Source organism: Micromonospora sp. ZG13 (assembly GCF_059359355.1).
Genome location: NZ_JCADBQ010000001.1, coordinates 503,129 through 523,589 on the forward strand (window position 1 = coordinate 503,129; position 20,461 = coordinate 523,589).

General features: G+C 73.6%; 17 protein-coding genes. 7 read left to right on the forward strand and 10 right to left on the reverse strand.

The genetic code is table 11. The features are described from left to right. Positions 1–12: 12 nt before the first annotated feature. Positions 13–240 carry a DUF3107 domain-containing protein gene (locus tag AC5L34_RS02420; RefSeq protein ID WP_441176055.1) on the forward strand — a complete coding sequence of 76 codons (228 nt, stop codon included), beginning with the start codon at positions 13–15 and terminating at the stop codon, positions 238–240. A 61-nt stretch (positions 241–301) separates the two neighbouring features. On the opposite strand, the gene AC5L34_RS02425 is transcribed toward AC5L34_RS02420, so the two are convergent. Next, positions 302–955 carry a ferritin-like fold-containing protein gene (locus AC5L34_RS02425; RefSeq protein ID WP_494823693.1) on the reverse strand — a complete coding sequence of 218 codons (654 nt, stop codon included), beginning with the start codon at positions 953–955 and terminating at the stop codon, positions 302–304. A 314-nt stretch (positions 956–1,269) separates the two neighbouring features. Here AC5L34_RS02425 and AC5L34_RS02430 point away from each other — a divergent pair, with 314 nt between their 5' ends. The 3 genes from AC5L34_RS02430 (at position 1,270) to AC5L34_RS02440 (ending at position 5,031) form a co-directional block, all read left to right on the forward strand. Beyond that, the gene (locus AC5L34_RS02430; protein ID WP_441176057.1) at positions 1,270–2,919 is read left to right on the forward strand and encodes a DEAD/DEAH box helicase; all 1,650 of its coding nucleotides are present in this window, start codon (positions 1,270–1,272) and stop codon (positions 2,917–2,919) included. Between the two features lie 291 nt (positions 2,920–3,210). Continuing rightward, complete coding sequence (locus tag AC5L34_RS02435) at positions 3,211–4,428, forward strand: class I SAM-dependent methyltransferase (protein ID WP_441176058.1); 1,218 nt, start codon at positions 3,211–3,213, stop codon at positions 4,426–4,428. A gap of 186 nt (positions 4,429–4,614) precedes the next feature. Further along, positions 4,615–5,031, forward strand: a complete 417-nt coding sequence (locus tag AC5L34_RS02440; protein WP_101412845.1) for a helix-turn-helix domain-containing protein — start codon at positions 4,615–4,617, stop codon at positions 5,029–5,031. Between the two features lie 123 nt (positions 5,032–5,154). Here the strand turns inward: AC5L34_RS02440 and AC5L34_RS02445 are convergent, their stop codons facing one another. Then, positions 5,155–6,171 carry a DUF8832 domain-containing protein gene (locus AC5L34_RS02445; protein ID WP_441176059.1) on the reverse strand — a complete coding sequence of 339 codons (1,017 nt, stop codon included), beginning with the start codon at positions 6,169–6,171 and terminating at the stop codon, positions 5,155–5,157. 165 nt (positions 6,172–6,336) lie between these two features. Then, on the reverse strand, positions 6,337–8,472 hold the full coding sequence (locus AC5L34_RS02450) for a RecQ family ATP-dependent DNA helicase (protein WP_441176060.1): 2,136 nt from the start codon (positions 8,470–8,472) through the stop codon (positions 6,337–6,339). 141 nt (positions 8,473–8,613) lie between these two features. On the opposite strand from AC5L34_RS02450, the gene AC5L34_RS02455 reads away from it, so the two are divergent. Continuing rightward, positions 8,614–9,465, forward strand: a complete 852-nt coding sequence (locus AC5L34_RS02455) for a hypothetical protein (protein WP_441176061.1) — start codon at positions 8,614–8,616, stop codon at positions 9,463–9,465. 131 nt (positions 9,466–9,596) lie between these two features. On the opposite strand, the gene AC5L34_RS02460 is transcribed toward AC5L34_RS02455, so the two are convergent. The 6 genes from AC5L34_RS02460 to AC5L34_RS02485 all read right to left on the reverse strand — a co-directional run bounded on the left by AC5L34_RS02460 (position 9,597) and on the right by AC5L34_RS02485 (position 16,560). Continuing rightward, entirely contained in the window at positions 9,597–10,724 is a 1,128-nt protein-coding gene (locus AC5L34_RS02460; protein ID WP_441176062.1) for a branched-chain amino acid ABC transporter permease, read from the reverse strand. Continuing rightward, positions 10,721–11,611: a branched-chain amino acid ABC transporter permease gene (locus AC5L34_RS02465; RefSeq protein WP_441176063.1), complete on the reverse strand. Its 891-nt coding sequence runs from the start codon at positions 11,609–11,611 to the stop codon at positions 10,721–10,723. The genes AC5L34_RS02460 and AC5L34_RS02465 overlap by 4 nt, the downstream gene beginning before the upstream one ends. Continuing rightward, positions 11,611–12,375, reverse strand: a complete 765-nt coding sequence (locus AC5L34_RS02470; RefSeq protein WP_088998287.1) for an ABC transporter ATP-binding protein — start codon at positions 12,373–12,375, stop codon at positions 11,611–11,613. The genes AC5L34_RS02465 and AC5L34_RS02470 overlap by 1 nt, the downstream gene beginning before the upstream one ends. Continuing rightward, a complete protein-coding gene (locus AC5L34_RS02475) occupies positions 12,375–13,118 on the reverse strand; it encodes an ABC transporter ATP-binding protein (protein ID WP_088998286.1) in 744 nt (247 codons plus the stop codon). Before AC5L34_RS02475 ends, AC5L34_RS02470 begins: the two co-directional genes overlap by 1 nt. A gap of 5 nt (positions 13,119–13,123) precedes the next feature. After that, the gene (locus AC5L34_RS02480) at positions 13,124–14,323 is read right to left on the reverse strand and encodes a substrate-binding domain-containing protein (RefSeq protein ID WP_441176064.1); all 1,200 of its coding nucleotides are present in this window, start codon (positions 14,321–14,323) and stop codon (positions 13,124–13,126) included. 1,112 nt (positions 14,324–15,435) lie between these two features. Continuing rightward, positions 15,436–16,560: a glycerophosphodiester phosphodiesterase gene (locus AC5L34_RS02485; RefSeq protein WP_441176065.1), complete on the reverse strand. Its 1,125-nt coding sequence runs from the start codon at positions 16,558–16,560 to the stop codon at positions 15,436–15,438. A gap of 141 nt (positions 16,561–16,701) precedes the next feature. Between AC5L34_RS02485 and AC5L34_RS02490 the strand changes: the two genes are divergently transcribed. Further along, entirely contained in the window at positions 16,702–18,036 is a 1,335-nt protein-coding gene (locus tag AC5L34_RS02490) for a TrkH family potassium uptake protein (RefSeq protein ID WP_441176066.1), read from the forward strand. 28 nt (positions 18,037–18,064) lie between these two features. Continuing rightward, positions 18,065–18,697: a potassium channel family protein gene (locus AC5L34_RS02495; protein WP_441176261.1), complete on the forward strand. Its 633-nt coding sequence runs from the start codon at positions 18,065–18,067 to the stop codon at positions 18,695–18,697. An 11-nt stretch (positions 18,698–18,708) separates the two neighbouring features. On the opposite strand, the gene AC5L34_RS02500 is transcribed toward AC5L34_RS02495, so the two are convergent. Further along, positions 18,709–20,397 (reverse strand): serine/threonine-protein kinase, encoded by a 1,689-nt coding sequence (locus AC5L34_RS02500; protein ID WP_494823694.1) that lies wholly within the window; start codon positions 20,395–20,397, stop codon positions 18,709–18,711. Between the last annotated feature and the right edge of the window lie 64 nt (positions 20,398–20,461).

Below are 20,461 nucleotides of genomic sequence, written 5' to 3' on the forward strand. Positions count from 1 at the left end.
TGAGGAGGCACAGTGGAGGTCAAGATCGGCGTGCAGTACGCGCCCCGTGAGCTGGTCCTGGAGAGCGCGCAGTCGCCGGCCGAGATCGAGCAGATCGTGACCGACGCCTTCGGTAGGGACGAGGGCACCCTCTCCCTGACCGACGAGAAGGGCCGGCGGGTCATCGTGCCGGTCAACAAGGTCGCCTACGTCGAGATCGCCGAGGCGTCGCCGCGCGCGGTCGGGTTCACCGTCCGCTGAGTGGTCCGGTCGGCCGCGACGGGTGGCCGGACGATCGCCCGTCGCGGACCGCCGGTCGCGCTCAGTTGTTCAGCCCGGCGGCGGCCATCCGCGTGGTGTGTGCCGCGGTCAGCCGCCGGAACAGTTCCGGCACGTCCACCCGCCCGCCGCGCGTGACGAGCGCGGCGAACGCCCCGCCCTCGGCGGCGGCCACCCGACCGGCCTGCGACAGCGCCTCGCCGAGCAGTCGCCGCGCCCACATCGAGAGCCGGCCGGCCACCCTGGGGTCCGCCTCGACGGCCGCCCGGATCTCGACGACGGCGAAGTCGGCGTACGACGAGTCGTGCAGCACGTCGAGGACGAGCTGACGGTCCGGCTCGGCCAGCGTCGCGGCGACCTCCCGGAGGAAGTCGTCGGTGATGGCGTCGCCCACGTACGCCTTCGTCACCGCCTCGGCCCAGTCCCGCGGCTCGGTCGAGTCGTGGTACGCCTGGAGCGGCGCCACGTAGGGCGCCATGGCGTCGTCGGGCAGTACGCCGAGCGCGGCGATCCGGTCGGCCAGCCGCCGGTAGTTGCCGATCTCGGCGGCGGCCATCTCGCCCAGCGCCGCCCGCCGGCGCAGGTCCGGGGCGAGCCGGGCGTCGACGGCCATCCGTTCGAAGGCGAGCAGCTCACCGAGGGCCACCAGGCCGAGCAGATCGACGACGGCACGGTCGGGCAGATCGGTCTCGGACACGAGCGCAGGCTACCGCCCGCCGACAACCCGGCCAGGAGTGACGCAAGTCACACCCATGGCCCCCGGCGTGGCGCGTGCGTACGGAATCAGGACGGCTCCGGGCCGGTTCAGGTAGCATGGAGCAGTTGCCGCGGGTGCCGACCTGGCCAGCCTGATCCGAGCGATCAGCCGGTTCGGTCGAGTGTGAGGCCCGCGGCGCGCGTGCGGCCCGGTCCGGCAAGGCAGTCTGCCGCCGACCGTGTGGCCCGCGCCACACCGAACGCGCCCTGAGGACATGACGGGGCGCACCCACGAGAGGGCACCCCCAAATCCACATGAGCGAGCTGACTCAAGACCTCATGGACGGCCAGGAACTGGCCGCCACCGCTCCGGTACGCCCGGAGGCACCCACCTTCGCCGAGCTGGGCGCGCGTCAGGAGACCGTCGACGCGCTGGCCGCGGCCGGCATCACCCGCGCCTTCGCCATCCAGGAGTACGCGATCCCGATCGCGATGCGCGGCATCGACATGATCGGCCAGGCGCCCACCGGCACCGGCAAGACCCTCGGCTTCGGCGTACCGCTGCTGGAGCGGGTCTTCGCGCCGGGCGAGGGCAGCGACGGCGTGCCGCAGGCGCTGGTCGTCGTACCCACCCGTGAGCTGGGCATCCAGGTGGCCAAGGACCTCGCCGCCGCGGGCCGGACCCGGGGCGTCCGGGTGCTGCCGATCTACGGTGGCGTGGCGTACGAGCCGCAGATCGACGCGCTGCGCAAGGGCGTCGAGATCCTGGTCGGCACCCCCGGCCGCCTGATGGACCTGCAGAAGCAGAAGCACCTGCGGCTGGACCGGGTCCGCGCGCTGGTGCTGGACGAGGCCGACCGGATGCTCGACCTGGGCTTCCTCGACGACGTCGAGAAGATCCTGGCGATGCTGCCGGAGGACCGGCAGACCATGCTCTTCTCGGCCACGATGCCGGACCCGATCGTCACCCTGTCCCGGCGCTTCCTGCGCCAGCCGATGACGATCCACGCCGGGCACACCGCCGAGACCGGCCCGTCGCCGCAGACCGAGCAGCTGGCCTACCGCACCCACTCGATGAACAAGATCGAGATCGTGGCCCGGATCCTCCAGGCCGAGGGGCGCGGGCTGACCATGATCTTCACCCGCACCAAGCGGGCCGCCGACCGGGTCGCCGAAGACCTCGACTTCCGGGGCTTCGCGGTCGCCGCCGTGCACGGTGACCTCGGGCAGGGCGCGCGGGAGCGGGCACTGCGGGCGTTCCGGGCCGGCAAGATCGACACCCTGGTCGCCACCGACGTGGCCGCGCGCGGCATCGACGTCAGCGGCGTCACCCACGTCATCAACTACGACTGCCCCGAGGACCAGGACACCTACACCCACCGGATCGGTCGTACCGGCCGGGCCGGGGCGACGGGCGTCGCGGTGACCTTCGTCGACTGGGACGACATGCCCCGCTGGCGGATCATCGACAAGACGCTGGGCCTGGACATGCCGGAGCCCCAGGAGACGTACCACACGTCCCCGCACCTCTACACCGAGCTGCACATCCCCACCGACGTCAGCGGCACCCTGCCGACCGCCGAGCGCACCCGCGCCGGGCTGTCGGCCGAGGTCGAGGAGGACCTCGGCGGCGGACGGTCCCGCCGGGGCGAGGGCGGCCGGGGCGCCCGACGCGGCGAGGGTCGCGGTCGCGGTGACCGCCGTCCGGGCCGCGCCGGTGGTGCGACCGACGCACCGGTGACCGACGCGCCCGCCGACGCCGCCGAGGAGGGCCCGCGCATCCCGCGTCGCCGTCGTCGTCGCCGTGCCGGCGAGACCGTCGCGGGCGAGCCGACCACGGTGATCGCCGCCGAGGCGGGCGAGGCCCCGGCCGCCGCCGAGGGCGAGGCCGCGAAGCCCCGCCGCCGCCGGCGCCGTCGTGGTGGCTCCGCCGCCGGTACGCCGGCCGAGGCGACCGCCGACTGACCGACGAACGTCACCCGAGATCCCCCGGACCGGTGTCCGGGGGATCTCCTCGTCCGGGCGGACACCTGCCCCGGCGGACACTGACCCCGGGCGGGCACCGGCCCTGGGCTGACGCTGACCCCGACGGGCACCGGCCCTGGGCGGACGCTGACCCCGGCCAAAGACACTCACCCCGGGCGGACACGCTGGCCCCGTGGGGCACCGGCCCCGGGCGGCTGCCCCACGGGGAAGAGCCCCCGGCGGACACCCCGTGTGCCGGGGAGGCCGCCGGTCGACGAGGAAGATGGAGCAATGCCCGAACCGCTGGACGCCGCCCTGACCGAGGTCCGGGCACTGCTGCTCGACCCGGCACTCACCCGCGCGGTCGCCGCCGGCCGACGCCGTGGTCACCGCCCCTCGATGGTCCGCGCCGAACTGCGGCCGGTCGCGCTCAAGGCCGGCGCCCGGTTGCAGATCTCCACCTCCGACGGCTCCCGCCCGTACACCCGCAACGTGGCCCCGGGCCCGGAGGCGGACGCGGCGGTGGACGCGCTGCTCGCCGAGCCGTTCGGCAACTGGCACGTGGAGACGGCCGACGCCACGCTCCAGTTGCGGGTCACCAAGTCCGGCGAGGCGCAGGTGCACCGGGCCGCCGCGAGCCGGCCGGCCGCCGAGCCGGGTGGGCACGACCGGGCGAAGGAGTACCTGCTCGATCCCGGCGACCCGATCTTCGCCGAGATCGGTGGCTCGGCGGCGAAGCGCCGCCAGGTCGACGCGTTCCTGCGGGCGCTGGCGGCGACCCTGCCGGACGACCTGACCGGGCCGCTGCGGGTGGTCGACCTGGGCTGCGGCAACGCCTACCTGACCTTCGCCGCGTACCGGTGGCTCGCGCAGCGCGGGCTCGACGTCGAGCTGGTCGGCGTGGACGTCCGGGAGGACCAGCGGCGACGCAACACCGAGCTGGCCGAGCGGCTGGGCTGGGCGGACCGGGTCAGCTTCGTGGCCGGCACGATCGCCGACGCCGTCGTGGAGCCGGCCCCCGACCTGGTGCTGGCCCTGCACGCCTGCGACACCGCCACCGACGAGGCGCTGGCCCGGGCGGTGCGCTGGAGGGCCCGCTGGGTGCTCGCCGCGCCCTGCTGCCACCACGACGTCGCGGCCCAGCTGCGTACGCGGCCGACCCCGGCGCCGTACGAGCTGCTGACCCGGCAGGGCATCCTCCGCGAGCGCTTCGCGGACGTCCTCACCGACGCGCTGCGGGCCGGGCTGCTCCGGCTGCACGGCTACCGGGCCGAGGTGGTGGAGTTCGTCGACTCCCGGCACACCCCGCGCAACCTGCTCATCCGCGCGCGACGCACGGGCACCGCGCCCACCGTCGCCCAGCGGGCGGAGTACCGGGAACTCATCGACCAGTGGGCGGTGACCCCACGGCTGGCGGCGCTGCTGCCACCGCTGCCCGCGCCGGACGCCGCCCCCGACGCCCCGGTGCCCGACGCCCCGGTGCCCGACGACGTCGCGGCCGCCCGCTGACGGGACGTCGCCCGTGCCGCCCGCCCGCCTGAGCGGCGGCCGTGGGGTGTGATCCGCGCCATTCCGGAGGGCGGAACATCCCGTACACGAGACGGTCTGGTCGGTCAGTCAATCGTTTCCTTACCTTTCCGTACTACCCTCAAGGGCGCACCGCCGGGTGCCGGCCGGGAGGGAAGACCCGCAGGGATGGGTTCCGTAGAGGTTTCGCCGCAGATGGCCTTCGCACGTTTCGTGCGGCGCGCCATCGACGACGCCCGCGAGGAACGCGGCTGGACCGTCACCGACCTGGCGTCCCACACGGGCGTCGGTCGGTCGACCGTGTTCCGTTGGCTCGCCGGGGACTGGCAGGACTACCCCGAGCTGGCGAAGGTGCGCGGCTTCTGCGCAGCGCTGGACCTGCCGGTCGCGGCGGCGTTCCGCGCGCTCGGTCTGCCCGACGCCGGTGCCGCACCCCGCCGCCGCGTCGACGACGGCCCGGTCGAGGCCGACGTCCGGGTGATCCTGCAACGGCTGGCCGACCCCACCGTGCCGGCCGAGGAGAAGCACCACATCCGCGACCTGCTGCGCTACCTGGCCCGCCGCCCCATCCGCCGCGCCGGCTGAGCACCCCACCCGCCACCCGGTGCGCGCCGGTGATCAGGACGCGTGGACGCTGTCGGGCGCTCTTGAGGTCCACGGTGTCCTGATCACCGTTGGAGGACGCAGCTTCGGGCGGCAGTCGCGAGGTCAGGCCACGATGAGCGTGAACTCGGCGGTCCGCACCACGCCGGCGACCTGGAAGTCCAGGTAGAGCCGGTAGCGGCCCGGGTCGGGCGCGGTCACCCAGAACGTCACCGCCCCGTCGACCGGCTGCGGTTCGGGGTGGACGTGCAGGTAGCCGAGATCCCCCTCGCGCAGGGCGACCAGGTGCCCGTACGCGCCGAGGTAGCGCTCCAGCGCCGGGCGCCCGCCCGCCGAGTCGACGCGGAACGTCAGCGGCACGGTCACGCCGGCCTGCGGTGTGCCCTGGTAGCTGACGGTGAACCCGTCGACGGTGGCCGAGGACGCCGCCGCCGGCAGCGGCCTCGGCTGGTAGCCGCCCGGCGCGGTCAGGTCGACCCCGAGGGTCACGGCGGTCTGCCGGCCGTCGTCGGCGAGCGCGGTGAAGTCGGCGTACGCCCGCCAGACCCCGGCCTGCGGCAGGGTCAGCGGCACCGACCAGGTGCCGTCGGCCGCCATCGTCGGATGCAGGTGCTGGTAGCCGGTCAGGTCGCGCCGCACCACGATCAGGTGCATCGGCTTGTCGTGCACGACCGCGAACCGGGTCACCGGCCGACGTTGCGCGTCCCGCACCTGGAAGCGCAGCTCGCCCGGACGGCCGGCGGTGAACGCGGCGGCCACCGGGGTGAGGGTGTAGCCCGCCGAGCTGACCGAGAGGCCGCCCGCCTGCGCCGCCGCGGCCTGGTCGGCGCCGTGCTCGTGGGCGCCGGTGCCCGGCGCGTGGCTGTGCCCGGTGAGGGCGCTGTCGGGTCCCACCGCCGCGGAGGGGCCGCCGCCGTCGAGCCGGCCGAGGCCGAAACCGAGCAGGACGGCGAGCACCAGCCCGCCGACGACCAGCGCCAGCCGGAGGGTGCTCCGGTCCGGCACGGCCGACACCTGCTCCGGGGCGGTGGTCACGCTGTCCGGCACGTCCGGTGCGTGGTCGGGCGCCGCCGACACCTGGTCAGGCACCGCCGCCGTCCCGGTCACGGCCGTGCTGCTCATGGGTCATGCCGCCCACGCTACCGCCCGTCGGCACGACGCCGGCCCGCCGGCGGTGCGGCGTGGCGACGGTCGCAGTCCGCTCCCGCCGGGAACTTTCCCGATCGCTGCATGACCGACGTCGCCGCAGCTCGGGCCCTGCCGGGAAGCATCGGCGGCGCGGGCGGCTCAGCCGGCCACGGCCAGCGCGAGGGGGAGCACGTCGGGGGCGCCGGCCCGGCGCAGCTCCCGGGCGGCCATCGTCATCGTCCAGCCCGAGTCGACCAGGTCGTCGACGAGGAGCACCGGCCCGTCGAGCCCGGCGAGGGCGTCGGCCAGCTCGTCCGGCACGGCGAAGGCGCCGTGCAGGGCGCGTACCCGCTGGGCGCTGTTGCCGCGCGGGCCCCCGGCGGGCGCGCCGGCCGGCGTCACCTGCCCGAGCAGCGGCAGCCGGCCCACGGCGGCGATCCGCTCGGCGAGCGAGCCGACCAGGCGGGGCCGGCGGCGCGAACCGACCGCGACCACGCCGACCGGGCGCCGCGGCCACCGCTCGTCGCCGTGCGCCCACGCCTTCAGCACCTCGACCACGGCGGCGGCCACGTCGTCGGGGACGGCGACGTCCGCCGCCTCCGGCCCGACCAGGTCGCGCAGCCGGCCGCCCCACCCCAGGTCGGACAGCCGCCCCACCGCGCGCCCCGGCAACGCCTGCTCCGCCGGGGCGATCCGCCCCTTCAGGGGTACGCCCACCGCCTCCAGCCCGGTCGGCCAGAGCTTCTTGGGCGCGATCTCCACCCCGGGCCGGCCGAGGAAGGTCTGCGCGGCGCTCAGCGCGGCGTCCGACACGTCGGCCGTGAAGAGCGGGCCGGCGCAGCGGTCGCACCGGCCGCAGTCGGCGGCGTCGGCGTCGTCCAGGCACTCGCGCAGGTAGCGCAGCCGGCAGTCGGCGGTGGCCGCGTACTCCCGCATGGCCTGCTGCTCGGCGGTGCGTGCCTCGGCGACGCGGCGCAACCGGGCCTCGTCGTAGACCCAGGGCTCCCCGGTGGCGAGCCAGCCGCCGCGCACCCGGCGGACCGCGCCGTCGACGTCGAGCACCTTGAGCATCAGCTCCAGCCGGGCCCGCCGCAGGTCGACGATCGGTTCGAGCGCCTGGGTGGAGAGCGGCCGGTCGGTGTGCAGGGCGGCCAGGACGGCACGGACCTGCTCCTCGGGCGGGAAGGCGAGCGAGGCGAAGTAGCGCCAGATGGCCGCGTCCTCGGCCCCGGGCAGCAGCAGCACCTCCGCGTGCGCGACGGCCCGGCCGGCGCGGCCGACCTGCTGGTAGTACGCGATCGGGGACGGCGGCGCGCCGAGGTGCACCACGAAGCCGAGGTCGGGCTTGTCGAAGCCCATGCCCAACGCGCTGGTGGCGACCAGCGCCTTGATCTTGTTGTCCAGCAGGTCCTGCTCGGCGGCCCGCCGGTCGGCGTCCTCGGCCTGGCCCGTGTAGGAGGCGACGGCGTAGCCCCGGGAACGCAGGAACTCGGCGGTCTCCCCCGCCGCGGCGACGGTCAGCGTGTAGACGATGCCCGAGCCGGGCAGCCGGTCCAGGTGGTCGGCGAGCCAGCCCAGCCGGTGCGCCGGGCTCGGCAGCTCGACCACGCCGAGGCGAAGCGACTCCCGGTCGAGGCTGCCGCGCAGCACGAGGGCGTCGCCCAACTGCTCCGCCACGTCGGCGGTGACCCGGGCGTTGGCGGTGGCCGTGGTGGCCAGCACCGGGGTGCGCTCGGGCAGGTTGCCCAGGAACGTACGCAGCCGGCGGTAGTCCGGCCGGAAGTCGTGCCCCCAGTCGGAGACGCAGTGCGCCTCGTCGACCACCAGCAGGCCGGTGGTGGCGGCCAGCTTCGGCAGCACGGTGTCCCGGAAGTCCGGGTTGTTGAGCCGTTCCGGGCTGATCAGCAGCACGTCCACCGCACCGGCGTGGATCTCGGCGGTGATCTCGTCCCACTCGTCGAGGTTGGCGGAGTTGATGGTGCGGGCCCGGATGCCGGCGCGGGCCGCCGACTCGACCTGGTTGCGCATGAGCGCCAGCAGCGGCGAGACGATCACGGTGGGGCCAGCGACCTCTTCTGCGCCGGTAGCCTCCCGGTCCCGCAGCAGGGCGGTGGCCACGAAGTAGACCGCCGACTTGCCCCACCCGGTGCGCTGCACGCAGAGCACCCGACGGCGGTCGACCACCAGCGCCTCGATCGCCCGCCACTGGTCCTCCCGGAGTCGGGCGTGCTCGCCGGCCAACCGCCGCAGCACCGCCTCGGCCCGCTCCCGTACCGCCGTCCGATCCTGGCTCATCCGGCATTTCTACCAGCTACGACGGACGTCCCGTTTCCGTGAGCACGGCGGACCGGTCCGGACGGCACCTCGGGGGCCACGCGGCGGCAGGGTGGCGTGCCAAGATCTGCGGCGGCAACAGTCCAGCCAGAAAAGAGAATCATGCGAATCACGCAGCAGGCCGGCCCCGCCGGAAGGGTCCGGCGGGTCGCGGCGGCCGCCGTCTCCCTGGTGGCCGCGACCTCGCTGGTCGCCGGGTGCGGGGACGACGACGCCCAGGACGCCCCGGCCGCCTCCTCCCCGACCCCGTCGGCTTCCCCGTCTGCCAACCCGAAGAGCACGCTCCTGGCAGCGGTACCCACCGAGGAGGACCCGACCTTCCGGTTCAGCGGCAGCGACCCGAGCGGCGCCGTCACCGGCGTGGTGGACCCGGCGGGCAAGGGCATGGACCTCACCGTCACCGAAAAGGACGAGGAACTCGACTTCACGATGAAGCTGTCCTTCCGCCTGATCGAACAGCGCTCCTGGATGAAGGTGAGCTTCGACGGCGCCGACCAGCTCAGCAGCATGCTGAAGCTGCCAAAGAAGTGGATGGAACTCGACCACGCGAAGCTGACCGACCCGGCCAGCGTGCCGTACTACGAGGGCGCCGACCCGGGCAACACCGGCGCGATCCTCCGGGCGGCGGGAGACACCGTGACGGACCAGGGCGGCGGGACCTACACCGGCACCGTGGACCTGACCCACGGCGAGCACGTACGCCAGGCCATGGCGGACGCCGTGGACGTCGACGCGCTCGGCGAGGCGGCGAAGACGGTCCCGTTCACGGCCGTCGTCGGGGCGGACGGGAACCTCACCTCGCTCACCCTGGAGATCCCGGCGGCCGGCAAGCGGAAGGCCACGAAGTACGTCGTCAAGTACTTCGACTTCGGCAAGGCCCCGAAGGTCACCGAGCCGACGGGCAGCCAGGCGCAGAAGGCGCCGGCCTCGGCGTACGAGCTGCTGAACGGCTGACGTACGAGGACACGGGGAGACGGGGTCGCGGTCGCACGAGGGGACCGCGACCCCACGCGGAAGCCCCGCCGATGGGGAGCCGTCGCCGGGCGGCGGCAACTCCACGTCGGCGGGGCCGGGGCCCGCGACCGTCAGGGGCGGCGGGACGGGGCGCGCAGGGAGTGCCGCAGGAGCGCCACGCGCGGGGCGAGGCTGGCCAGGCCGCCGGGGAAGAAGTAGACGGCCAGGATGAAGACCGTGCCGAGCACGAAGAGCGGCTGCGACAGCGGGTTACTCAGGAACGCCGGCAGGGCCTCCACCGCGTCGGACGTGCCGAACGCGACCAGCCGGTGGTCCAGGTACATGTAGAGGATGCCGCCGATCACCGGGCCCCACCGCGTGCCCGGCCCGCCGAGCACCACCATGACCAGCAGCGCCAGGGTCCACTCGGAGGAGGTGATGTGCGGCGAGGCACCGCCGACGATCAGGACGTAGACCACGCCCCCGGCCGCCGCCAGCCCACCCGCCAGGGTGAACGCCACCAGCTTGAACCGGTACGGGTCGAGCCCGAGCACCCCGATCCGCCGCTCGTCGTCGCGCAGGCCGGCGAGCACCCGCCCGGTCGGTGAGCCCGACACCCGGTGCACCACGAAGACCACCACGACCAGGTACGCCAGCGCCAGCCAGTAGAGGTTGACGGTGTTGGTGACCCCGACCAGCCCCTGCGGCAGCCCGGACACGTCCAGCGGCAGCCCCTCCTCGCCGCCGGTGAGCCCGCCGAAGTCGCGGGCCACCAGGATCGCCCCGACCTGGGCGAAGGCGAGCGTCACCATGGCGAACGCGATGCCGACGGTACGCAGCGCCACCGCGCCGAGCAGCGCGGCGAGGATCGTGCCGCCGGTGACGGCGAGCAGCCCGGCCTGCCACAGCGGCAGTCCCGCCTTGGTGACGAGGATGTCGGTGCCGTAGACGCCGGCGGCGAAGTAGAGGGCGTGCCCGAAGGAGAGCATCCCGGTGCGCCCGAACAGCAGGTCGTACCCGGCGGCCAGGCCCCCGAAGACCAGACAGACGGCGAGCAGTTGCAGGGTGCCCGGCGAGTTCAGCGCCCCCTCGAAGACGCCCGGCAGGTGCAGCGTGGAGTACGGCAGGATCAGCGCCACCACCAGCGCGACCAGCGGCAGGTACGGGCGCAGCCCGTGCCACCGCCGGTGCCCCGGCGTCAGCTCGTCGGGCACCGCCGCGGGCGGCGCCGGAACCTCGGGGCTCTTGACCTCGGTCATGCCGTTGCCACCTTTCCGGCGATGCCCTGCGGGCGCAGCAGCAGCACCACGGCCAGCAGCGCGACCACGCAGATGTCGCCCAGCCCGGAGGTGCCGTAGTAGTTGACGAACTGTTGGGTCAGGCCGACGGCGACCGCCGCGTACGCGGACCCGATGACCGAGCCCATCCCGCCGATGACCACCACGATGAACGCGAAGATCAGCAGTGAGCCGCCCTGGCCGGGCGAGACGGTGCCGAAGTAGACGCCGCCGAGCGCGCCGGCCAGCGCCGCCGCCGCCCCGCCGATGGCGAAGACCAGGGTGAACGCCTTGCGCACGTCGATGCCGAGCGCGGTGACCATCTCCCGGTTCTCCACGCCGGCCCGGATGATCAGGCCGTAGCGGGTCCAGCGGAGGAAGGCCAGGATCGCGCCGAGCACCAGCACCGCGGCGATGATCAGCAGCAGGCCGCCGTTGGGCACGTTGGCGCCGAGGATCGAGGTGACCTGCCGGGTCCACTCGGGGCGCGGGAACGGCCGGGCGTCCGCGCCCCAGGTGGCCTGGAGCAGCGCCACGCCGGCCAGCGAGAGGCCGACGGTGACCAGCACCTGCTCGATGGTGCGGGAGTAGAGCGGCCGGATCAGCACCAGCTCGACGAGCACCGCGACCAGCGTGCCGGCGGCCACCCCGAAGGCGACCGCGAGCACGAAGCCGAAGCCGTCCGACCCGGCGCCGGGCAGGTTGTGCGCCGCCCACCAGGTCCCGTACGCGCCGACGCCGAGGAAGACGCCGTGCGCGAAGTTGAGCACGTCGGCCAGGCCGAAGACCAGGGAGAGCCCGCTGGCGACCAGGAAGTAGAGCGCCGCCAGGCCGAGCCCGGTGAGCGTCAACAGGATGACGGTGTCCATCAGTGCTGGTCCTTCCGCGCGCCGGCCGGCGTACCGGCGGGGTGGTGTCCCTCCGCCGAGCCGACGCCCAGCAGCGACTTCGTCAGGGCGGTCTCCAGCAGCAGTTCCTGCGCGTCGCCGGTCCAGGCGACCCGACCGGCGGCCAGCACGACCGCGTCGCGGGCGAGCCGCCGCACCACGGCCAGGTTCTGCTCGACCAGCAGCACCGGCACGGACTCGGCGACCCGTTCCAGCACCTCGGCCACCTCGGTCACCACCTTCGGCGCGAGCCCCTTGGTGGGCTCGTCGACCAGCAGCAGCCGGTTGTCGTTGAGCAGCACCCGGCCGATCGCGAGCATCTGCTGCTGCCCGCCGGAGAGCGAGCCGGCCCGTTGCCGGCCGCGCCGGTCCAGCTCCGGGAAGAGCGCGAAGACCTTGTCGTACGCCGGGGTGCTGCCCCGCCGCTCGGCGAGCCGGAGGTTCTCCGCGACGGTGAGCCCGGCGAAGACGCAGCGGTCCTCCGGCACGTAGCCCAGCCCGCCGCGGACCAGCCGGTGGGTGGGCCGGGCCAGCAGGCTCTGGGCGCCCATCCGGACGGCGCCGCGCACCTCGCCGGCGGGCGGGGTGAGGCCGACGATCGCGCGCAGGGTGGTCGTCTTGCCGACGCCGTTGCGCCCGAGCAGGACGGTGACGCCGGTCGGGGCGACCGTGAAGGACACCCCCTGGAGGATGTGCAGCCCGGCGATGCGGACCGACAGGTTCTCCACGCTGAGAATGGGTTCCACTAGAGCGACTCCCCCAGGTAGGCCTCTTGCACGGTGGGGTTGGCCATCACCGTCTCCGGGGTGTCGCAGGCCAGCAGCGCGCCGTGGTGCATCACGGCGATCCGGTCGGCCAGCTCCAGGATGACGTCCATGTGGTGCTCGACCATCAGCACCGACCGGCCGCTGTCACCGGTGAGCGAGCGGATCACCGAGACCAGCTCGGGCACGTCCTCGGCGCTGACCCCGGCCATCGGCTCGTCGAGCAGCATGACCCGGGGCTCCCCGGCGAGCAGCAGGGCGATCTCCAGCTTCCGCTTCTCGCCGTGGGCGAGGGTGCCGGCCAGCGCCGTACCCCGGTGGGCGAGGCCGACGCGGTCGAGCGCCGCGTCGGCGGCGGCGGCGACCTCCCGGTCGGCCGCCGCCCGCCGCCACAGCTTCATCGAGCCCCCGCGGTGCGCCTGCACGGCGAGCCGGACGTTCTCCCGGACGCTGAGCGAACCGAAGACCGAGGATGCCTGGAAGGTACGGCCGAGGCCGAGACGGGCCCGCTTGTGCGGCGGCAGGGAGCCGATGTCCTGCCCGTCGAGGGTGATCCGACCTTCCGTGGCCCGGCGTACGCCGGTGATCAGGTTGAACAGTGAGGTCTTGCCGGCGCCGTTGGGCCCGATGACGCCGAGGAACTCCCCGGGCGCCAGGTCGAGGTAGACGCCGTCGACGATGGCGACCTCACCGATCCGCCAGGTCAGACCGCGGGTGGCGAGCATCTTTGTCAGCCCTTCATCGCCACGGCCGGCGGCGCGGACTCGTCCCCGGTCAGCGCCTTCTGGGCGGTGGCCGTGAACGCGGTGCCGCTGCCGGTCAGCTTGGCCTGGAACATCGGCTGGAGCAGCGCGTGGTCCTCGGCGCGGATGGTCATCTTGCCCTTGACCCCGTCGAAGCTCCACCCCTCCAGGGCCTTGACCATCTTCTCGACGTCGTCGCCGCCCTCTTCGATGGCGCGGACGACCATCTGCGCGGCCGCGAAGCCGTCCGGGTGGAACAGGTCGACGGTGCCGACCTTGGCCTTCAGCGCCTTCACGGCCTCGTTGTCGGAGGCCCCGTCGAAGTAGTGCGACAGGAACGAGATCTTGCTGCCGGCGGCGCCGAACGTCGGCCACGAGGCCCGGATGTCCAGGCCGGTGACGACCGTGGTGGAGGAGAGCACGCCCTGCTGGTCGAGCGTCTGCCACATCGCGGGGGCGGTGGTGCCGGCCCAGGCGACGAAGAGCAGGTCCGGCTTGGCGGACTTGATCTGGCTGGCGAACGGGGTGAACTCGGTGGCGCTGGCCGGCGCCCGTACGCTGCTGACGGCCGCGCCCGCACCGCCGATGACGGCCTTCACGGCCGCCTCGTTGGCGTCGCCGAACGCGCCGTCCTGGGCGAAGACCACGACCTTCTTGCCGGCCGGGTCGCCGATGAACGACTTGGCGGTGACCACGTCCTGGTACGACTGCCGGCCGGAGCGGAACGTGTACTTGTTCGCACCGGTCACCGCGTCGGTGGCGGCCGGGCCGGAGATGAAGAGGACCTTGTTCTGCGCGGCGATCGGGGCGACCTGGAGTGCCACGCCGGACGCCGTCGAGCCCGCGATGATCTTGCTGCCCTTGCCGATCAGGTCCTTGGCCGCGGAGACCGCCTTCGCCGGGTCACCCGCGTCGTCGACCTCGGTGACCTCGATGGCCCGGTCGCCCACCTTGTTGGTGCCCTTGGTGGCGAAGTCGAGGCCGGCCCTGAATCCCTCGATGTACTGCTTGCCGTAGCTGGCCAGGGCTCCCGACTGGGAGTAGACCAGGCCAACCTTCACCGGGGCGGCGCCGTCGCCGCCACCGGAGGCGGTGTCCTGCGGGCTGCCACAGGCCGTGGCGGCGAGCGCCGCGGCCATCATCGTGGCGGCGGAGAGGAACACCCGCCGCGTCGTCCGGACCGTCATTGCGACTCCACGTGAGGACTCGGAGGTAGGGAACTCATATGACGGCTCACGCTAGAAGTGACGTCACCCACGGGCTATGTGGCTGAAACACACAAGTAACAGGGGTTAGGTGGCCGGAGGTTACAAGGATCACGGCGCGGCAACGAACCCACGCATCCGCCATGGGCGCCCCGACCATCGACGCAAGTGATGCTGTGTCGCCGCACGCCACCGATACCCACCGAATGCCGTATTCCTCCCGCCCCCGCCACCCCCGCCCGCACTCCCGCCCTCACCCCGCCCCGCCTCGCCCTCAGGCCGCCCGCGCCCCCGCCCTCACCCCGCCCGCGCCTCGCCCTCAGGCCGCCCGCGCCCCACCCTCAGGCCGCCTGCAGCCCACCCTTAGGCCGCCCGCGCCCCGCCCGCGCCCCGCCCTCGCCTCGCCAGCGGGTCGCCGCCGGGACACCCCTTCCGCAGCCAGCCGCCGGTCAGGCCGCCCCGACCCGCCGCGCCGACCCGCCTCCCGCTCCCGCTCCCGCTCCCGCTCCCGCTCCCGCTCCCGCTCCCGCGAGATCTTGGTGCGTTGACGCCCCTTGAGGGGCGGTTCCGTACCAAGATCTCGGGGCACACCGCCTGATACCCCGAGTGGATCATCGGTCGGTGGAGAACCACGGTCCGCGCGGGCTTGCACTGAACCATGGGGCAGCTCGACAGCGGTCGCGGGCAGCCACCCCGGTGCGCCTGAATCGTCTGCGACATCAGCTCGACAGCGATGGAGGTGCGGTAGTTCTTCTCCAGTACGCGATGCCGCGATCGCGGTCGCGCGGGCCCAGGGTGCCGGCTCAGGTGCCAGCCGTGGACTGCGACACGGCGCAGCACGGTCCGGCCGGTGGGAAGGCCGGTTGCCGGCAGGATGCCGGATGCCAGCGGGCCGGACGCCGGCAGGCCAGGTGGCGGGGCCGGGTGCCGGCAGGCCCAGGTGACGGCGAGGGCGGGTGGCGGCGAGGGCGGGTGACGGCGGGCCGGTGGCGGCAGGCCGGTGGCGGCGGCGTGGACTGGTGGGCCTCGGGAACGGGGCCGGCCCGCCACCCCGAGGAGTGGGGTGGCGGGCCGGCGGGCGTCGGCGGAGTCGGTCAGCGCCGGGCGAGGCCCTCGCGGGCGGCGACGGCGGTGTCCGGGTGGTCGGTGAAGACGCCGTCGAGGCCGAGGGCGAGGAACAGCTCGTACTCGGCCTGGATGTCGCCGCGGGCGTTCGGGTCGGTACCGATGCGCAGGTCGGCCGGGAGGAACTGGTTTTCGGCCCGGAACGTCCAGGCGTGCACGATCAGCCGCTCGCGGTGCGCGTCCCGCACCAGGGTCGTCGGGGCGAGCAGCCTGCCGGCGGCGTCCCGCGGCACGATCAGGTTCTTGTTCGCGCCGACGCCGTCGGCGTACGAGGCGATCCACTTCAGGCCGGCCGGCTTCGCCAGGTCCTGGTAGGTGCGGGCGTCGCCGGCAACGGTGAAGTCGTACGGGCGGCCGGTGGCGTCGAGGAGCTGCGCGAGCCGGACGTCGGTCATCCGGTCCAGCTTGCGGAGGTTCGCCGTCTCGAACGACTGGATGATCACCGGGGAGTTGCGGCGGGTCAGCCCGTTGCGCCGCAGCACCTCCACCAGCGGCTCCTCCAGCGGCAGCCCGATGGACGCGAAGTAGCTCGGGTGCTTGGTCTCCGGGTAGACGCCGATCGTGCGGCCCCGCGCCCGCCCCTCACTCCGGGCCAGGTCGATGACCTCCTGGAGCGTGGGCACCTGGTAGCGGCCGTCGAAGGCGGTGTTGGCGACGCGCACCTTGGGCAGTCGCTCCTTGGCACGCAGGGTCCGCAGCTCCGCGAGGGTGAAGTCCTCGGTGAACCAGCCGGTGACCGCGACGCCGTCGATGGTCTTCGTGGCCCGTCGCGCGGCGAACTCGGGGCGGACGGCCACGTCGGTCGTACCGCTGATCTCGTTCTCGTGCCGCGCGACCAACGCGCCGTCGCGGGTGGCGACCAGGTCCGGCTCGATGTAGTCCGCGCCCTGCCGGATGGCCAACCGGTAGGCCTCCAGGGTGTGCTCGGGTCGGTAGCCGCTGGCGCCCCGGTGACCGATCACGAGGGGCCGGTCCGTCGGCCGGGCGCGCTCGGCGGCGGGTGCCGGGGCGGCCGAGGCCGTCAGCGCCGGCACGGCCACGGCCGCCGCGAGCAGGGCGCCGGCCAGGCCGAGGGCGGAAAGGGTACGTCGCAACGCCGTCTCCTTGTCGTCGAGGAATCCGCCTCAGCAGACAGGCCCGGGTTGACGGCGAGTTGGTCGGTGCCTGGCCGGCGGGTGAACCCTCGGGATGCCGGTTTCCACACCCGACTCGCGGCAGAAAAGGAAGATTGTCTGGTGCGCCGGCTTCTTCGTCATCCCGTACGGCTGGTGCCGTTCGGCTTCCTGGTGACGATCCTGGTCGGCACCGGTCTGCTGATGCTGCCCTGGGCCACCAGCGAGTACCGGCACACCCCCTTCGTGACCGCCCTGTTCACCGCCACCTCGGCGGTCTCGGTGACCGGGATGGCGGTCGTGGACACCCCGAACTACTGGAACGAGTTCGGCCTCGCGATGATCACCGTCCTCACCCAGGTCGGCGGCCTCGGCATCGTGACCGGGGCGACCCTCGTGATCCTCGTGGTGGCCCGGCGGCTGGGGCTGCGCAGCCGGCTGCTGGTGCAGGCCGAGACGGCCGAGTTCGGCATCGGCGACGTACGCCGGCTGCTGCTGCGCATCGCCGGCCTCGCGCTGGTCTGCGAGGCGATCATCACCGCGATCCTGACCGCCCGGCTGTGGCTCACCTACGACTACCCGTTCGGCCGGGCCCTCTGGGGCAGCCTCTTCCACGCCGTGCAGGCCTTCAACAACGGAGGTTTCGCCCTCTACACCGACAGCCTGGTCGCCTTCTCGACCGACGCCTGGGTCACGGTGCCGCTCTCGATCGGCACCATCGTCGGCGGGCTCGGCTTCCCGGCGCTGTTCGAGGCCGTACGCGAGTGGCGGCAGCCGACCCGCTGGGCGGTCGCCACCAAGCTGACCGTCTGGGGCAGCGTGACGCTGCTGGTGGTGGGCTTCCTCGGCCTGCTCGCCATCGAGTGGTCCAACCCGCGCACCCTCGGCATCTACGCCTGGTCGGACAGGTTCCTGGTGACGTTCGCCCAGAACGCGTTCATCCGCACCGGGGGCTTCAACGTCGTCGACGTGGACAGCCTGGAGGAGGAGAGCTATCCCCTGATCATCGCGCTGATGTTCATCGGCGGCGGCAGCGCCAGCACGGCCGGCGGGATCAAGGTGACCACCTTCTTCCTGCTCGCCTTCGTCATGTGGGCGGAGCTGCGGGGGGAGCCGGACGTGACGGTCGGGCACCGCCGGGTGGCCACCGCCAGCCAGCGGCAGGCCATGACGGTCGCGCTGCTCAGCCTCGCGTTGGTGGCCTGCGGCACGGTGGTGCTGATCTTCCTCACCGAGGGGGTCCCCCTCTACGCCGCGCTGTTCGAGGTGACCTCGGCGCTCACCACCACCGGCCTCAGCGTCGGAGTCGCCGCGTCGCTGCCGGAGAACGGCCAGATCGCCCTGATCATTCTCATGTTCGTCGGCCGGATCGGGCCGCTGACCCTCGGGTCGGCGCTCGCCCTGAACACCCGGCGGCGGCTGTACCGCTACCCGGAGGAGCAACCCATTGTCGGCTAGGAAGACGGCGGCCGAAGGCAGCGTCGTGGTGATCGGACTGGGCCGGTTCGGATGCCACCTGTCCGGGGCGCTGACCGCGCTGAATCACGAGGTGCTGGCCATCGACCGCAACCCGGACCAGGTGCAACGGTGGTCGGCGCAGCTCGACCGCGTCGTGCAGGCCGACGCCACCGAGGAGGGGTCGCTGCGCCAACTCGGCGTGGCGGACTTCGGCCGGGTGGTGGTCGCCATCGGCGCCTCGTTGGAGGCGAGCGTGCTGACGGTCCTGGCGCTGGCCGAGCTGGGCGTGCCGCAGATCTGGGCCCGGGCCACCTCGACGAAGCACGCCAAGATCCTGGACTCGGTCGGCGCGCACCACGTGATCTTTCCCGAGGCGGAGACCGGCGAGCGGTTGGCCCACCTCATCGTCAGCAGGATGCTCGACTTCATCGAGTTCGGCGACGACTTCGCCATCGCCAAGGTGTGCACCCCGGAGACGATGGTCGGCCGACCGCTCGGGGAGCTGACCCCCACCGAGCGCTACGGGGTGCGGGTGGTGGGCGTGAAGCTGCCCGGTGAACGTTTTCGGTACGCCACGGACGCCACCGTGGTCGCCCCGGGCAGCATGCTGATCGTCGAGGGGGACATCGGGCAGGTGCAACGGTTCGCGGAACTCAGCTGACCCCGGCGGGCTCAGTCATCGTCGTCGTCATCGTCCCTTTCCGTGTCCCTTTCCCTTTCCGTTTCCTGACTTACTTTTTTTCCACCACCCGACCCCTTGCCCTTGCCGGAGTTGTCGGACTTGGCCTTCGACCCGGCAGAGCTGCCGCCCGAACTTCCGGCGGACGTGCCGGCCTTCTTCGTCGGCGCCTTCGTGGTGGGGGCCTTCGTGGGGGCCTTCGTGGGCGCGACGGATGGCGCCGCGCCGGCCACCCCGGAGACCTGCGCCCCGCAGGCCTCGTCGCCGAGGCGGAACTCCAGCGGCAGCGGGTTGAGGCCCGTGTGCCGCCCGGTCAGGGTGAGCTTCTCCGACGCGCCGGGGGCCAGCGCGGCGCGCTGCGGAGCGGGCTGCACGACCACCGTGCTCCCCTGCTGGCGTACCGGGGCGGGCGTCGCCTTCGTCACCGTCTGCTGGCCGGGGAAGGTGAAGCTCAGCCGCCAGTCCCGCAGCTCCCGCCCGCCCGTGTTGGTCAGGGTCAGCTCGGCGGCGAAGTCCTTGCCGGAGTCCGTACGCAGCGCGTACACGACCCGGCAGGGCGGGGTGGTCGGCGCCTGCGCGCCCATCCGCGCCTGGGTGGGCTGGTCGATGCCCCCGCTGGCCGGGCTGCGGGAGGTGAAACCCCACATTCCCGCCGTCACCGCCACCAGGCCGGCGGCGGCCACCCCCGCCTCGATCCGCCGGCGTCGGGTCGCCGCGCGCCGGTTGCGCGTACGGGAGAACGGCAGCGCGTCGGTCGCGGCGGACCAGGGCAGGATCGTGGTGCCGGCGGCGGCCAGCGCGGCCTCGTCCACGGGCCCCGCCGCCGGGGAGACCGGCACCGCGGCCACCATGCCGGCGGCCTCGGCGAGCGTCCGCGCGACCTCGGTGGTGGCGGGCCGGTCCATGGGGCGCTTGGCCAGGCAGCGACCCACCAGGTCGCGCACCTCGTCGGGGAGCCCCGCCACCGGCGGCATCGGTTCCGGGTCGTTGTACATGTGCGCGCGCAGCATCTGGGTGGTGGTGCTCGCCTGCCAGGGCAGCCGGCCGGTGAGCATCCGGTAGAGCAACAGACCGACCGCGTACACGTCGGTGGCCGGGGAGACCTGACCGTTGTCGAGCCGCTCCGGGGCGAGGTACGCGGGCGTGCCGAGCAGGGCGCCGTCCGGCCCCTTCTCCTTCTCCCCCACCAGCGCGGAGATGCCGAAGTCGACCACCTTCACGCCGGTGGCGGTCAGCATGACGTTGCCGGGGGTGACGTCGCGGTGCACCACGCCGCGGGCGTGCGCGGTGGCCAGCGCCGAGGTGACCTCCGCGCCGATCGTCACCGCCTCCCGCCAGGGCAGGCTGCCCCGGCGCAACCGCCCGGTCAGCGACTCGCCGTCGACCAGCTCCATGACGACGTACGGCACGGTCAGGCCGACCTGCTCGGACTCGCCGTAGTCGTAGACGTTGGTGATGTTGGGGTGGCACAGCCGGGCCGCCGCCTGCGCCTCGATCCGGATGCGGTGCCGGAACGCGCGGTCGCTGGCCAGCCGCGACGCGAGCACCTTGACCGCCACCTGCCGGCCGAGCACCTCGTCGTAGCCGCGCCAGACCACGGACATGCCGCCCGCCCCCAGCTGCTCGATCAGCCGGTACCGCTCACCCAGCAGTTGTGCGCCGTCCCGGTTCGCTCCACCCATGAGGTTCGTTGTTGCCCCGGACCGACCCGGCTACACCTCAAGGGTCGGAATCGGTCAGCGATTC